Origin of the sequence: Gracilibacillus xinjiangensis (assembly GCF_042651765.1) — a bacterium.
GTDB lineage: Bacteria > Bacillota > Bacilli > Bacillales > Amphibacillaceae > Gracilibacillus > Gracilibacillus xinjiangensis.
This window is the reverse complement of record NZ_JBHSDT010000004.1, coordinates 714322-730885: the sequence shown is the minus strand read 5'-3', so window position 1 is coordinate 730885 and position 16564 is coordinate 714322. Positions and strand designations below refer to the sequence as shown.

Annotated in this window: 11 protein-coding genes and 1 pseudogene; 3 read left to right on the top strand and 9 right to left on the bottom strand. The window is 37.1% G+C overall.

Annotation, left to right across the window (positions count from 1 at the left end; translation table 11 throughout):
- Window positions 1–493: 493 nt before the first annotated feature.
- Entirely contained in the window at window positions 494–1090 is a 597-nt protein-coding gene (locus ACFOY7_RS07605) for a TetR/AcrR family transcriptional regulator (protein ID WP_390250998.1), read from the bottom strand.
- 149 nt (window positions 1091–1239) lie between these two features.
- Entirely contained in the window at window positions 1240–2058 is an 819-nt protein-coding gene (gene minD, locus ACFOY7_RS07600) for a septum site-determining protein MinD (RefSeq protein ID WP_390250996.1), read from the bottom strand.
- A 1011-nt stretch (window positions 2059–3069) separates the two neighbouring features.
- Between minD and codB the strand changes: the two genes are divergently transcribed.
- The gene (gene codB / locus ACFOY7_RS07595) at window positions 3070–4323 is read left to right on the top strand and encodes a cytosine permease (RefSeq protein WP_390250994.1); all 1254 of its coding nucleotides are present in this window, start codon (window positions 3070–3072) and stop codon (window positions 4321–4323) included.
- A 4-nt stretch (window positions 4324–4327) separates the two neighbouring features.
- The gene (gene codA / locus ACFOY7_RS07590; protein ID WP_390250992.1) at window positions 4328–5587 is read left to right on the top strand and encodes a cytosine deaminase; all 1260 of its coding nucleotides are present in this window, start codon (window positions 4328–4330) and stop codon (window positions 5585–5587) included.
- Between the two features lie 1052 nt (window positions 5588–6639).
- On the opposite strand, the gene ACFOY7_RS07585 is transcribed toward codA, so the two are convergent.
- Window positions 6640–8067 carry an aldehyde dehydrogenase family protein gene (locus tag ACFOY7_RS07585; RefSeq protein WP_390250990.1) on the bottom strand — a complete coding sequence of 476 codons (1428 nt, stop codon included), beginning with the start codon at window positions 8065–8067 and terminating at the stop codon, window positions 6640–6642.
- A gap of 143 nt (window positions 8068–8210) precedes the next feature.
- On the opposite strand from ACFOY7_RS07585, the pseudogene ACFOY7_RS07580 reads away from it, so the two are divergent.
- A pseudogene (locus ACFOY7_RS07580) lies at window positions 8211–8495 on the top strand (hypothetical protein); the annotation flags it as partial.
- Here ACFOY7_RS07580 and ACFOY7_RS07575 read toward each other — a convergent pair.
- The 6 genes from ACFOY7_RS07575 to ACFOY7_RS07550 form a co-directional block, all read right to left on the bottom strand.
- Complete coding sequence (locus tag ACFOY7_RS07575) at window positions 8420–8722, bottom strand: YetF domain-containing protein (RefSeq protein WP_390250988.1); 303 nt, start codon at window positions 8720–8722, stop codon at window positions 8420–8422. The pseudogene ACFOY7_RS07580 and the gene ACFOY7_RS07575 sit on opposite strands and share 76 nt — an antisense overlap.
- A gap of 81 nt (window positions 8723–8803) precedes the next feature.
- The gene (locus ACFOY7_RS07570) at window positions 8804–9286 is read right to left on the bottom strand and encodes a GIY-YIG nuclease family protein (protein ID WP_390250986.1); all 483 of its coding nucleotides are present in this window, start codon (window positions 9284–9286) and stop codon (window positions 8804–8806) included.
- A 697-nt stretch (window positions 9287–9983) separates the two neighbouring features.
- The gene (locus tag ACFOY7_RS07565) at window positions 9984–12650 is read right to left on the bottom strand and encodes a DEAD/DEAH box helicase family protein (RefSeq protein WP_390250984.1); all 2667 of its coding nucleotides are present in this window, start codon (window positions 12648–12650) and stop codon (window positions 9984–9986) included.
- Window positions 12651–12936: 286 nt separating this feature from the next.
- Window positions 12937–13740: a putative periplasmic lipoprotein gene (locus ACFOY7_RS07560; protein ID WP_390250982.1), complete on the bottom strand. Its 804-nt coding sequence runs from the start codon at window positions 13738–13740 to the stop codon at window positions 12937–12939.
- Window positions 13741–13915: 175 nt separating this feature from the next.
- Window positions 13916–15100: a peptidase gene (locus ACFOY7_RS07555; protein WP_390250980.1), complete on the bottom strand. Its 1185-nt coding sequence runs from the start codon at window positions 15098–15100 to the stop codon at window positions 13916–13918.
- Between the two features lie 119 nt (window positions 15101–15219).
- The gene (locus ACFOY7_RS07550) at window positions 15220–16392 is read right to left on the bottom strand and encodes an HD-GYP domain-containing protein (protein WP_390250978.1); all 1173 of its coding nucleotides are present in this window, start codon (window positions 16390–16392) and stop codon (window positions 15220–15222) included.
- Between the last annotated feature and the right edge of the window lie 172 nt (window positions 16393–16564).

The following is a 16564-nucleotide window of genomic DNA, read 5'->3' as shown; positions in this document are numbered from 1 at the left end:
TAATGGATAAGTACTTATCAAGTATTCCGCGGTGACTTCATCATATCGGACAGGCTTCAAACAGACACGTGCTGCTATTTATATGAAAGGATAAGAATTTCATATATTCAAAAACACTTAGCTAGTTTGTTAATGGAAATCAGGAGAATTAGTCAGTTTATTTACGTATGGGATGAATTTGAAAAGGACTGGATGTTGATCTCATCCAGTCTTTTCTGCACTATTTTTGTTAATTATGAGGTTTTCACATTGAGTTTATATGTTTAATATTTTCTTTAAGAAAACTAGAGAAGAATGGATTGAGATAGGTTATTACATGTAAGCAATAGTGGCCGGAGGGGCATTCAGCCGGTTTTTGGAGGGATCTTAAATGTCTTTTAACCGATTAAAAGTGAACGAAAACAAGCGTAAGAACTCAATCTTACGCCTGGTTGTTTATTGGTTTTTTCACCCATTATATACTCTACTCGGTTTGTCTAAAGGGAAGTCATATCTATTCTCTCTTGATAAGCCCATTTAAAATAATTTGTACTGTCTCTTCGGTAATTTCTTCGTCGGTTTTTTGATTTGTCCATAAATGGGTTACTGTTAGACGTTCCATCGTACTTACTACTATTTCAGCTGCAATCCTTATATCTAAATCGGAACGAAAGTAACCATAACTTTGCTCCACAAGTAAATTCTCTTCAATTTGTGTTGCAAGCTGTTCCTTTATTTTGCATGCATAATCGGAATTAATAAAAGCTATTTTTGTTAAATATTCGTTCTGTTTGAAGAAAGTAAAAATCGCTCCTAATCCTTCTTCTATACGTTCAGGTAAGGAATCAAAAGTAAGATCTGATTCAAGCCTGCTGTCTCCAATGAGTTCTTCTAATTTATATATAAACTGGTCGATTAATTCCTGAAAAATCGCTTCCTTACTAGGAAAGTATAAATAAAATGCTGGTTGAGTAACACCTGCCCGCTTCACGATTGTACTGATTTTGGTATGATGAAATCCATTTTTTGCAAATTCCTCTGCGGCAATTTGCAGCATTAATTTTCTGCTTTTTTCACCGTCTGCTCCTTTTTTCCTGCCTCTTGCCCCCACAATACACACCCCAAAAGTAATCTTAGATAGTGTAAATTATAATACAAAGAGTGTGGAAGGTCAAAATAACCTTATGGGGGCACGGTTAAGAAACGTATCATGTAAACAAACCAAGCGGCTGTTTTTCTAACGTTCGCTGTATAACCGCCTTACATCCTGCCGCTAATCCATCTCAGTTTTTGTTGAAACGGGAAAATACTGCTGCGTTTCTTTTTCAGTTTTAAAGGGACATATGGCTCATATTGATCGGCTATAATATTCCGGGCAATGTGGCGGAATCGCAACCCATTTTCCTCTTGGGGGCTTAAGGCAATGGGGCAGCCTCTCTCAATAGAGCGGATAACCTCTGAATCATTAAGTACAACTCCTAATTCTTCTAACTGTAAAATGCTCATAATATTTTCTTTACTGGCCATTTTTAAAGATTGGGCCTTCCTTTCATCTTCCTCTATCATATTTAAGATTACTTTTGGGGAAAATGACATGGTGTCTTCCAATATTCCAATCACTCTGTCCGCATCGTGTATGGAAGATAGATATGGAGTCACAACGACAATAGCTTCATCCGCAGCATTTGCTGCATTTTGAAAACCACTTTCGATCCCTGCTGGAGAATCTATTAGTACGTAGTCATAGCTGTTTGCTAAATTTTCGACAATATTCTTGAATGCTTCCGGCGTATGGGTATGTCCATGACTTTTACTGCAAGGAATAAGTGATAGATTTGGCAAATATTTATCTTTAATTTCTACATGGTGTAATTCACAGCGCTCATTCATATAATCAGAGAGATCAAACACTATTCTGTTACTTAATCCAAGCGGAATGTCTAGATTACTTAAACCGAAATCAGCATCAATAAGACAAACTTGTTTTCCTAGCAGTGCCAGCGCTGTACCTAAGTTCGCAGTAATGGTAGTCTTTCCTACACCGCCTTTTCCAGAAGTGATGGTAATAATTTTAGCCATAGTCATTCCTCCTAAAAATCCATCTTCCTCGATGCTTTCCGGATCAAGGAGTCAGGTATATCTACTAATTGCAAGGAAACCATCCCTAATTAATAAATCACACTAAAAAAAGGAAACGTTTATATTACAGGAAAACATGACTGTTAACTATAGAAAGGTAAGTTGGAAAATCTGCCTTATCAAGAATAATTTCATAAATTGTATGTGTCTGTAAGTAGCCTTTCCAGTATCTTCTTTGGAATTATTTCCGCTATCAGTTTGTGGAACACATTTTTAAAAAAGATATTTAGTCATTATCAATATACCCGATAAAACTATACAAAAACTTGACAACCACATTATTAATAATATTATTTGATATTGCCAGACGTAAAGCTTTATAGACAGTGCTGTTCCCATAAATTATCCGATTGCAGTTCTTTTCTATAGCGTCCAAAAACCGGGGATTATATTTCGTATCTTACCTATCTTTCCATCTGCATTCCAAACTTATATATCCTTCATCTGCAATATTTACTTTCCTTGCTTCACTTTCTATCATAACCCATTCCTTTCCAAACATCAAGAACATTTGTTCTGTTTTAGAGTGGTGATATAAAAGGAAACAGTATCACAGTAAAAGAAAGAACCAATTTTTCGTGATAGTCACGTGCTTATAAGTTCGGTATGAGTTGGTAATGTGAAGCTCACCTTTTTGCTCGCTTAAAAATATATTGACAAACTCCTCTCCTATTTGAGATAATAACCTCAATTAAATATTGGTACCTTTAATTCAGTCCCGTGAGGCTGACAAGGAAAACGGATTTCAGAAGGGGCATCTTTATGCACATATAGACACCCTTTTGTCTAAAGCTTCTTGTCAGTTGGGCAAGAAGCTTTTTTTGTTGTTGGACGATCGTGTTGGTTGATAGATAATTTAACAGCCTATTAGAGAAAGTAAACGAACAACCTTACAATAGAGTTAACTTGCTCAACACAGGTACCAGCCAAACAGACAAGGGGGAAATACAGATGGATAAAGAATTTTCATTGCAAGCAGTACCGCAATCACATAGAAATGGTTTTTGGAAGATGTTTGTTGTCATGTTAGGTTTTGCATTCTTCTCAGCTAGTATGCTTTCTGGCGGGGAATTAGGGCTTGGTCTTTCGATGCAGGAAATCTTATGGATGGTATTACTTGGGAACTTAATATTAGGTTTATATACTGGTGGATTGGCTTATATAGCGGCAAAAACAGGTTTGTCTACTCATTTATTAGCACGATACGCGTTCGGTGAAAAAGGATCTTATTTGGCATCATTTTTATTAGGTGCTACTCAAGTAGGCTGGTTTGGTGTAGGCTTAGCAATGTTCGCAGTACCTGTTAATAAAGTTACAGGAATTGATATGATGACATTAATTATTGTATCAGGAATTGTGATGACATTCTCAGCATTTTTCGGCATGAAGGCATTAGCTATCCTGAGTTTTATCGCAGTACCAGCCATTGCCGTATTAGGAAGTGTTTCCGTTGGTATGGCAGTAGAGGATATGGGCGGCTTGTCAGGCTTATTCACATATGAACCTGAGGCAACAATCGGCTTAGCAGCAGCATTAACGATTTGTGTCGGCTCGTTTGCTAGTGGTGGTACACTAACACCAGATTTCGCCCGCTTTGCCAAAACGAAAAAAACAGCAGTCATTACAACACTGATCGCCTTCTTTATCGGAAACTCATTAATGTTTTTGTTTGGTGCAGTTGGTGCCATATCAACAGGGTTAGGTGACATTTCGGAAGTAATGTTTGTCCAGGGATTAGTTGTTCCGGCAATTATTGTGTTAGGGCTGAATATTTGGACGACCAATGATAATTCACTCTATGCATCAGGATTAGGGTTTTCCAACATCACGAAAATTAAGAAAAGCAAGCTTGTTATCTTCAATGGATTAGTTGGAACAATATTGGCGATGTGGCTTTATAACAATTTTGTTGGCTGGTTGACTTTATTAGGTGCGGCTCTCCCGCCAATTGGTGCGATTTTATTAGCTGATTTCTTTATTTTAAGAAAAGCCAACTATCCGGCATTAGAAGAAATGACTTTCCAAGCGGTTCGCTGGCCTGCAATTATCGCATGGGTTGGCGGATTTGCTGCAGCACAGTTTTTACCTGGTATCCCGCCTTTGAATGGAATTATTGGTGCTAGTGTGATATATGTAGGATTAACACTTCTTTCAGAAAAAGTGTTCGCAACAGAAAAAAGCTTGGAATTAGGAAAAGAGGTATAAAGTTTTGATTATTCAGAACGCATCATTAGCAAAACAAGAAGGACGATTTACTATTCATATTGAGAATGGTATTTTTACCAAGATAGAAAAAGCACAGCCTGTCGAAGGGGCAATTGATGTCGAAGGGAAATTAGTCAGTGCCCCTTTTATTGAACCACATTGCCATCTTGATACAACACTGACAGCTGGTGAGCCGAAATGGAATGAAAGTGGTACATTATTTGAAGGCATTTCTACTTGGGCAGAACGAAAAAAAACGTTAACAGTAGATGATGTCAAAACAAGAGCAACAAAAGCGTTGAAGTGGCAAATCGCTCAAGGTATTCAGCATGTCCGCACACATGTAGATGTCTGTGATCCTTCCTTAACAGCGATGAAAGCTTTATTAGAAGTGAAAGAAGAATTGAAGGATTATGTTGATCTTCAATTAGTTGCTTTTCCACAAGATGGCTACCTTTCTTTTCCGAATGGGACTGCGCTGGTCGAAGAAGCAATAAAAATGGGAGCAGATGTTGTTGGCGGTATTCCTCACTTTGAATTTACTCGTGAAGATGGCGTGGAATCGTTGAAAATAGCGTTTGATTTAGCTGAAAAATATGATCGCTTAGTTGATATTCACTGTGATGAAATTGATGATGAACAATCTCGCTTTGTTGAGGTGGTTGCAGCTGAAGCCTATAAACGCGGTTTAGGCAACAAAGTAACGGCAAGCCATACAACAGCAATGCACTCTTACAATGGGGCATATGTTTCTAAATTAATGAAAATTCTTGGATTATCTGAAATCAATTTTGTTGCAAACCCGTTAGTGAATATCCACTTGCAGGGCCGATTTGATGATTATCCGAAACGCCGCGGGATTACCCGAGTGAAAGGATTGTCCGAGGCTGGCTTAAATGTATGCTTCGGCCATGATGATATCTTTGATCCATGGTATCCATTAGGAACTGGCAACATGCTGCAAGTACTTCATATGGGAATTCACTTAACTCATTTAATGGGATATAAACAAATTATTGACTCATTTGATTTTATTACGAATAATAGTGCTGTTACCCTGAATATCCAAGACCAGTACGGTATAGAAACTGGCAAGCCGGCGAATTTCATTATCTTAAATGCAACGAATGAATATGATGCCATTCGCAAACAGGCAGAAGTGATTGCATCCTATCGTAATGGTGTAAAAATCGCGGAAACGAAACCGAAAGAAGCACAATTAATGATTTCGGATCAGATGGAGAGAATTGATTTTGAAAGATAGAGCAGATGCTCTGTCTTTTTTTATTGTTGTGGGATTTATGTTTGGGGCTTTGATGTCGAATTCCATGCTATACTCTCTCATTTTATTAAATACGTGATGTTATTCTTCCAATCTCTAATGGTGTGGGAGGTGGGATATATCCAAATCTCTGTTGCGAGCGCGGTGATTTCGTGTTTATTTTGCTTTTTCTTCCAAATCTTTGTTAGTGAGTGCGATGATTTGGTGTTTATTTTGCTTTTACTTTCAAATCTCTGTTAGTTAGTGCGATGATTTGGTGTTTATTTTGCTTTTTCTTTCAAATCTCTGTTAGTTAGCGCGATGATTTGGTGTTTATTTTGCTTTTACTTCCAAATCTCTCTATGTGAGTGCGATGATTTGGTGTTTATTTTGCTTTTACTTCCAAATCTCTGTTAGTTAGTGCGATGATTTGGTGTTTATTTTGCTTTTTCTTTCAAATCTCTGTTAGTTAGTGCGATGATTTGGTATTTATTTTGCTTTTACTTTCAAATCTCTCTATGTGAGCGCGGTGATTTGGTGTTTTTACTGCTTTTTCTTTCAAATCTCTCTATGTGAGCGCGGTGATTTGGTATTTATTTTGCTTTTACTTTCAAATCTCTCTATGTGAGTGCGGTGATTTGGTGTTTATACTGCTTTTACTTCCAAATCTCTGTTAGTGAGCACGTGATTTGGTGTTTATTTTGCTTTTACTTCCAAATCTTTCTATGTGAGTGCGGTGATTTGGTATTTATACTGCTTTTACTTCCAAACCTCTGTTAGTGAGCACGGTGATTTGGTATTTATTTTGCTTTTACTTCCATATCTCTTCAAGTAGAGAGAAGATTTTATGTTTATACTGCTAAGCTTCATCTCAGACCACTCATCATCTTTTTAAGGACACTTCTAGTACGTTTAACAAGCTGAAGTATAATCCATAGCCTATATGATTTTTCATACAGATTTCTTAAGCAAAAATTTGGGTGTACAGAGTTCGCACAGTAATTGTAAAACTTACTGTGCAAATAATCCATACACCCATTCTAATCAAATACCCTCTATCTAGGCAAACCTAAAATCGTCTTCGGCTCTAAAAACTCTTCAATACCATAGTCTCCCCATTCACGGCCAATACCTGATTGCTTAAATCCGCCGAAAGGTGCGGTAAAGTCTGGATCAGTATTGTTAATAACAATTCTTCCGGCACGAATACTTTTTGCTACTTTAGCTAATTTTTCCGGGTCTTCCCCGACAACATAGCCAGCAAGTCCATAAATGACATCATTCGCAAGTTCGATCGCTTCTTCAATCGTCTCATAGGTGAACACAGTCATCACAGGACCAAATATTTCTTCCTGCGCAATCTGACTATCATGATCTACATTCGTAAACATCGTAATTCGGGAATAATAGCCAGTGTCTAATCCCTCTGGTTTTCCTTTTCCGCCGACAATTAAATCAGCTCCACTGTCTATCCCTTTTTGGATATAATCTTGAACTGTTTCCCACTGATCTTTGGCTACCTGTGGTCCCATAAATGTGTTCTTATCTTGGGGATCCCCAATAGGATATTCATCCACTAGCCTTTTCACAGCATCCACAAATTTATCATGCATGTTTTTCGGTACAAAAGTTCGTGTACCTGCACTGCAGACCTGTCCTGTATTTCCAGCAATGTTAGAAATCGCTGTACGGGCCGCTGTTTCCACATCCGCATCTTCCAGAACCACAATAGGAGATTTTCCACCTAACTCAAGTGCCACTTTTTTAATATCTTCTGCTGCATTTTGCATAATGTTTTTACCGACTTTTCCTGATCCGGTGAAAGATACAAAATCAATATCCGGATGTGAACTGATTCCATCTCCAATTATCGATCCGCTACCATTAACCAAGTTAACCACACCTTTTGGTACACCGGCTTTCTCTAGTATTTCTACCAGAAGAATAGAAGCAAATGGTGTTTTGGATGCTGGTTTAAATACTACCGTACTGCCAGAGGCTAAAGCACTGGCTAATTTTGTGCAAATCTGGTTGGTAGGAAAATTCCATGGTGTAATTAATCCTGCTACACCAATCGCGTCTTTTTGAATATAGGAATCCCCTCTATCTTCTGTAAACTCAAAATCGCGAAGAACTTTTGCGGTTGCTTTAAAATGATTCAATCCCATTTCATATTGTACTTCTTCCGAAAAAGATAAGGGAGAACCCAGCTCTTCCGTGATGATTTTAATAAGATCATCTTTTCTTTTTTCATATTCACTAACTATATTATCCAATAATTGAACACGTTCCTCTTTTGTTGTTTGAGAAAAAGAAGGGAATGCTTCTTTGGCTGCTTTGACAGCTTTATCTAAATCTTCCTTGGTCCCTGAACTGATTTCACCTATTTTTTCCTCTGTTGCTGGATTGATGACATCAATTGTTTCACTTCCTGTAGATTCAACCCATTCACCATTAATATAGTGTCTTGTGTAGTTATACATTTGATATCCAACCCTTTCTTTTCTTTGATGTAGATGATTAATGTTGCCTTATAAAACAATTCCCTTTATTTGGGTTTCTAAACGTGAAGGAGTGTGGAGTTACGGAGAGGATTCTGCCTTTAAGAATACTTGCGTAATGAGGCATGTGCTTTCCTGCTGTTTTAATTTTTCGCTTATCGGGTATTTGGATAGAAGATGAGTTCATGAAGAATGTCCCGGAAAGGAGTTTATGTATGCTTGATACCCTTTTATTTAATAACACGAAAAGTCTCGTACGGGCGTTCCTTATGTGTCTATTGGCATATCCCTTCCTTGTTTTACTATTAAGATTATTCGGTAAACGTACCCTTACTCAAGTAAATTTGTTCGATTTTATCATCACCATTACATATGGTGCCACTTTATCAAGTATCCTTACAAGTAACTCAGTCTCACTTGCAGAAGGGGCAGTTATCCTGTTTATGCTTACTTTCCTGCAATTTTTGGTGGCAAAACTCTCTGTCAAATCAAAAAGGAATGAACTCATCCCTTGTTTCCGGACCTCTGCTCGCAAGTCCTCCATGCGTATTTGATGTTTATCCATCTTCTCTTCATAAAATACTCCTTCATAGTAAAGAAAGTAGGGGGATGCCCTTATAATATCGGCGATTCGCATTACATAATGTCATCAATAAACATGGAGGCAGATGAGAATTTTTCGCATAGGTTCCCTATTCTTGCTTTCCATTTAATCTGATTAGATAGAATATTTATTTTTTCGTAATGCCTCATGTATTTCAACCATTTTATTCTGTATGTTCCACTTGACATATTCAGGTTCTAAGGCTAGGATCATTAATTCTTCTATTATCTTTCTATAAACAATTAAGTGTTGCGGCAATGACCAATAATAAATGGAAAGCCGCCCCTGATGTTCTTCCACTTTAAAAAAATCTGCCCGTCGGTCTTGTCTGATAAAAATCTTATCTAAATGCCTTTCCAGTCTAGCTCGTATGTTACATTTACTTTCTCCTATATATAGCACCATTTCCTCATTGGAAATGATATAGATCCCGCTTGCTCTCTTAGGAATTTTTTCTTGAATTCTTCTCTTTGCTGATAAATATTCATTATTCGTTGAATTTTCACACAAATAAATATCAATATTTTTCCAATTCTGATTGGAGACCGGTAAAATATGATGGGAATATAAAAGATCTTTAATCTCTTCTTTCATCATAGAATATCACTCCTTCTTCTAAAAGATGGAAAGAATTCCTTTACTATTTAATTTCTAGAGAAATGCTAAAATTCCTGCTAAAATCCATTAATTTATTCTCGATTGATCCCTCAACTGTGTGTATAGCACCATTTTTATGCACATTCACTCCTTGTAATTTCAGGAAGTTCCTGCTATATTTTTGTAAGCGGTGTCTTTCCAGAGATAAAGGAGGTTTCTTAACATCACTTCTGCTCAGTATTGTTGGCTTTAACCGTCCTATTATTCTATTATTCAGCCTTCTCTGCTGTATTATAATGGAAGGACCGGGAAGCCGGTCTTTAATTGGACAGGCCAGAGTGTAAGGTTCCATTTAATATCTTATTCCTTGACTAGTATTCTTCGCTTTATGTACTTATCTTCATCCAACTTCGCTTACATTTGGTATCAATCCTTGCTTTAATTACATATCTTCATCCTGCCTCACTCACATTTAGTATTAATCCTCTGTTCAAGGACAAATCTTCTGCCTGCCTCACTCACATTTGGTATTAATCCTCACTTTAAGTACATATCCCTACACTGCCTTTCTTACATTTAGTATTAATCTTCACTCTCAGGCAGGGTCATGTCATGTAAAATGAACCTTAGCATAAATCTATACCAATCACCTTATCAATTACATTCATGTAAAGATCCAATTAGGTTCATGGAAACGTCATTTCCACACACTCCTCCGCTCTGACCGCTTAACAAATTTACCTGACATTGCACGCATTCTCGCTTTCAACAGCAATTTGCGTCCTTCCGGTGTTCTTGTAAAAATGGCATCTGCTTTCCCGACTCGTTTATTCCACTTTTTCATAAAGATTTCTATATATTCTTTCTTACGTCCAATTTCTTCAGGTATGACATGATAGTCATGTCGCACCCACAAGTGTTTACCTGACTGACGATGGAGTAAGTATCTGGGGTTATCAATTGGATCTAACAGCTGCTGCACTGCCTGGAGAAAGACTTTTTGTTCTTGTGTACTGCCTTGTTCCAAATAGCCATACAGACTGCCTTCCCCACCTTTATTGATGATGATTTTGTTCTCTTTTAACGATGTCTGCAATAAGCCGATTTCGAATAATGTCTGATAGATCGCTTCACTCACCTGCTTCATCCTTGACTCAATCGATGAATTGAATATGAAAATTCGCAATGCGCGCCACCAGAATGGGCTGGATATCGTGACACCAAACAGGAGGCCCCATATTAATGCCGCACGTATTTCATCGATTGATTCATAATAATAGCCATATTCTCCTATCGCATATAAAATGTTAAGAAAAATCGCCAGACATATAATTACCAGAGATTTCAGGGTATTGCGAAAGACAAAAATCGGTGGCAGCTGTTTGGCACTTATTTCTATCTCTTCTCTTTTCTTTTCCCCTTTATGGACAGCATCTTGCCATTTCTCAAATAACCGCCCGCGATCCACTGCTCTTTCTGACATGGTATCATTTGTTTCATTAATCACTTCCTGCTTGAAGGGCGGTTTTGCTATTCGCAATCGATCAATGCCTGATTGAATAACAGGGAGCTCTGCATCCACGCCTGTTAACGATTGGAAACGCCGTGTCAATGATTCGTAATCATAACCTCCATCATGCGTTTTTTTATCCACACAAACTAAGTGCCAGATATTCGCTACCTTCTGCTCATTTCCCTGCTCAGATCTGATAGCTCGACCACGCATTTGATTTGTCAGCATAAAACTGCCTACATAGGAAGCAAGGATTAATGTATTTACACTAGGTGCATCCCAGCCTTCTCCTAATAATGCCGTTGTGCCGACTAATACATCAATTTCACCGCTTGCAAATATCTCTGTCATCACTCTGACCATTTCTTGTCTTGATGTGCCTCTCCATGTAATCATGCTATAGCGTTCATCATGTTCCAGCTTTTTAGCAGTAAATTGTAAGTGATATTTTTCAAGTAATGAAACAGCCCGATTAGGAACAATAACGACAGATCCTGTCAAAACACCTAAACGACAATGATCGGCAGCATTTCTGCGCAGTTTTTCAAAAATCGGCACAACACCTAATCGAATCAGCGGCTTTTTTTCTTCTTCTTTTTGCGGAAGGTCATCTTTATAAATGTAATCCGCCAAAACGACTAACCTTAAGGTATCCTTTTGCGAATTTTTCTCTAGTTTGACTATTTCCACGATACTATCCAATTTCGATACACTATGTAAAAGTGTTCTTTGCATCGATCTTGTTGCCATCAGTTTTACTCTTCGCCGTTCGATTGCACGGATCGATGATAATTGCTTTCTGATCGATTTTAACGGCTCCTCTTTCGAATCCAAATGCTTATCACGATATAATAAGAAACTTAACAATTCTTCAGCCCATTCCAAGTCAAAGGAAGGAAGCTCTGAGGCTTTTTCTTCCATGATTTGAAATGGTTTTTCCCATGATGAACTGCCAATTTCCTTTAAATAAACAATCATACTAATAAAATATCGATAGTTTGCCAGTTTCTCCTCAACGGCCTCTTCTGATAAGATCCATGGATGATTCTCGATTAGTACTTGGAAAGCTTGATTTTCCAATAAATCTGTTCTGATTTTCTCTGCTTCCCTATGAAAGATCTCGACAGGTTCCTGTTCCTTCGGTGTAAGTGGCGACATCCAGACATAGTCTTGATGGGGACAGAGATCTCCTTCTTTTACAAGGGCAGCTATTTCAATTTCTTCATCAATTGGACCACACAGTTCAATATACTTATCCCATTCTGCTTTCCCGACATCATAAGGCGGTGTTGCTGTTAAGGCAATCACTGTGGGATTATCTAACTGGTTACGAACATGCATTGTTGTTTTCCACCAGTTTGTGCGCAAATGATGGGCTTCATCTAATACGAATGTTTGGAAATTTTGCTGGAAAAGCCGCTCAATCGCAGCATGCTTCGCCTCATTCTCAAGCGGAATATCTTCATCCTCAAAATCGTCAAGTTCAGAATTTTCTGTTGCCTGTAATGTATCATGAAATAATGCATATAAGCCTTGGTATGTTGTAATCGTTAAGAAGGAAGGTTTTTTAATATCTGTAGAGATCCAGTCAGGCTGCTCGTTTTGCTGTAAAAAGAGCTCAGTAAAGCGATCTGCCCACTGATTGCGTATTGCAAGCGTCGGTGCAACAATTAATGTGGCTTTATCTAGTCTTTTAATAACTTCTAATCCGAGAACGGTTTTTCCTGAACCGGGCGGTGCTACAAGGTGCAGGTGCTGGTTTTCTAAATGCTTATCCAGATGATGTAATACCTCTCTTTGATAACTGCGCCACGGGAAGCAAAATTGAATATCTTTAGGAAAACTTTTCATAAAAAAACATCCTATCCTTTTGATTGAAGTAGAAAATATGTAAAAAGTTTGCAGTGTGTTTTTGCGATTATGTTCTCTATCTATTTTATCTTAATATATGATCATGACAACTGCTTGCTAAAGAAATATTCCGTTTGCAAATGCCTTGAGCCTGATTCGTTTGTTTTTTGAATAATCCCGTAATAAATTTCCTTCAAAACAAAAAATGCCTCAAAAGAGGTTCCTCTTTATTAGGCATTTCTTTTCAAAAACTCATTTGAATCGCCCTGACACCCTTTTCCAATTTTTATTCCATTTTTGTGCTTTCCGCCTCCTCCCAAAATTGTCTGTCTATCTCATCTACATTGAAATCCGTAATATTGCCAGATCGAAAATCGATAGCTACTACGATTCTGTAAACTATTTCCTCACCCTTTGCATAGAATGGAAGATGCCAGCTTCCTGTTGATAGAATGGCTTCTTCAGCTTCCACTTTTAATCCAGCTTGCTGTTGTTCTTGATACCAATGAGTTACTTTTTCATCCTCCAACGCCAATGCTTTCGCTTCTTCTATTGTTATCATGTCTGGCTCTGCATTATCCAACAATGTAATCGGATACTGTGCTGTAATTTGATCCACATTATGTGGCTGAAACGAAAAATACACCTTATAATCTCCGTTATGAGCAGTGGAATGATTCTCTTTATTCACACCAGGAAAAGTGAATTCCCTAGCAAACGTAACCGCTCTTTCAATTGTTTCACCTGCCCGAAATTCCTCTAAGTCATTTGGATCAAAGATATCTTCACAAGCAGTTGATTCAATATTGCTATTAAGCGCAGCATTGGAACCATCCATTTCCACAAAAATACGAAAAGGTATCCCGCATCTTCCATTATAGAGAATCGTTTGATCACTAGTATTTTCAAGCACAGCATCTACATGTATGGATTCACCAACTGTTATTTCCGCTGAAAGCTTCATCCCATTCTCTTTATGATTCAGTTGCATTTGTACAGGTTCTTCTACTCCCACAGCAGGTGAATTTTCAGTTGTCCCACAACCTGTAAGAAAAAGAAATATGCCGATTGTTGGTAAGATTCTCCTCATTTGATCACCTCCTGTTGGCTTTAACCCATTAGACGAACAGAACTGGAAAAGGTTTCGAAGGAAGAGTACTTATTTGTTGTCGATCCCTTTCCAAAGTTACAATAAAAATGCCCTGCAGAGACTTCTCTACAAGGCATCTTCCTTAGGGGGACGCGAGAGCCTCCCCCTGTATCTGTCAATCAACTTTCTTCCTGTTAGATTTAATCCAGGAATATACCAATACTGCCATAATAATCATTGTTGGTAATATAAACAGAACAGCATCCCAGAAATATGGATTGCCAGAAGGTGACCCCAATGCAGGTATAAGCTTGGAAAAAATATAAAGGAATTGCGGTATTACATAAAATATAAATAAAGCCAATGTAACGGATACTCCAATTACATAGAATATGGCATATAATCGAACATATACTTTTTCTTCTTTAAAGGCTTCTGTCTGATTGTTGCCTTTAATAAAAGGAAGCCATCTGCTAAGTATCTGCTGGCTATTTTCCATAATATTATAACACCCTGTCAGATTCTCAAACAGGTAATACAAATCTGTCTTCATGTAAAAACAGCATTGATAAATTGTTTTGATAAAAATATCTAATACAATAATCGATAAGATACTATTCAACATTGTGCCTTCTATTGGCAGGAAGAACTTACATGTCAGTGCAATGGCCAGAATCCATTGGTCAAAATATATTCCGCCCAAATACAAGAGATTACGCTCTTTTGGCGGCAATTTCCAAGCTGTAGCCATATCTGTTTCAAAAACTAATAAAATGTAAAGACGATGGCAAATACCTAAATTTGTTGGGAGATTATGTGCCCTTAGTGCAAGAATATGGCCCAATTCATGGATAAGGATAATGATTAATGAAATAAACATGAAAAATAGTATACTTAAAACTAATGAATCAAAAATAAATATATCCTGATAGTTTGGAATATACTCTGGTTGCATGAAAATATATAGAATATTGATAAATATAACCAAGAAAAGAATGAAAACAGACCCACGATGAAAAAAGAATTTCCCCAGTTTTGCTGGTAACCAGGAGAACCCTTGTGGCGTCGTATCGGCTTTTTCATGTTTTACTTCATTGCCATCTATTTCTTTTACCAATCCAAAATCAAGCAGTTGCTCTGCAAATGCTGAAATATCGACATCTTCTTCCGGATAAATTGCTTGAAGCGTTTTTTCTATTTGGTCTAATGGAATTCTATCATTTATTAATTTAATTGCATCGATACAAACCTCCGGCATTTCAAAAAATTCACCAGAAGTTGTGTCTTCTACAATGTAATGTTTTTTATCCTCTCGTATTGTGAGAGGATAGAGGGTTATATTAGAATTTTGTGAGATCATTCTATCACCTACTGGTTATTTTCCTAAAAAGAAAAGAGGTAGTCCGAAAACTACCTATGCTAACTTATTTCCAACTTCCCCAAGCGCACCACCAGCAAGTTGTTTTTACCTTTTTTAATTTACGGATTTTCATTTATTTCACCTCTATTCCTATTATATTTATTATGAAACTCGACCCATTTTGGATAGACTTCTACAAACTGTTTAACTATAACAGGGTCAAATTGGGTCCCGCTACCATCAACAATTCGTTGATAGGCAACCTCTAATGGCAGTGCTGCACGATAAGATCTGGAAGATGTCATAGCATCAAAAGCATCTGCCACTGAAGTAATCCTGGTTAATAATGATATTTGCTCACCTTTTAAACGATCTGGATAACCATTTCCATCCCATCGTTCATGATGATGCTCTATCACATCTATATATTCAGCAATTCCTTCCACATTTTGAACCGCTTTTGCTCCAACAGTCGGATGCTCCTTAATTATTTCAAATTCCTCTTCTGTCAATCTGCCTTTTTTTGTCAAAATATGATCCGGAATATGCACTTTCCCAATATCGTGTAAAAGACATGCATAATAATATAACTTTAATTCTTCTGCTTTAAATCGCTTGGTAGAATTGGCAAGTAACCTCGCATAACCTGCAACCCTCTCACTATGTCCTTTGGTGTATGGGTCCTTCAGTTCTAGTGTGGCAATAACACCTTTTACAATTCCTTCCAGTTGGTTATCATAAGAAGTTTCAATTGCCTTTACATATGCTATAAAGCGGTAAAGAATAATACTGGCAACTATAACCAAAATTATCGTAATGATAGCAGGCAAAATAGCTACTGGCTCCCATAAAAACAACCCAACAATAAGATATTTCACTAAAGTTCCGACTGATACCAAATAGAAGAAAAATATATTAACAAAAATAGGAGAAAATAAAATAATAACAATTTCCGATATATTTCCACTTCTGTATACAGCATCAGTATTCGAATAATAAATGATCTCTGTAATAATATTCACAGTCGTAAAAACAATAAAAAGCAAGTATTTTACCTTTTTTGTTTTTCCAGTACGAATCAAGTAAAGGGTAATCGGAAGTAAAATTAGTAAGACTATGTAGACTGGAATGCTACTTCTTTCTCCATTATAAAGGCTATCAGTAAAGTAGACTGTTAAATAGTAATAGAAAAAATCATAAAGAAAGAAAATTGCGTAAAACAACCATAAAAACCAAATAGTTGTCCGTTTTTCTTCGTTTGCTAGATTAGCGTATTTCTCTGAATATCGCATTCTTTTCCCTTTCTTTTCCTTAAAAAGATTATTTGACTTAATTTTACTATAATTTTCTTGAAATAGAAAGATAATAGTAGATAATAGTAGATTTTTTTTGATATTTGTTACAGTTTGTAAAAAGGCGCGCCTCTTTAGGGTTTGATTTTTTTCCTAAATAAAGAAAAAGCCC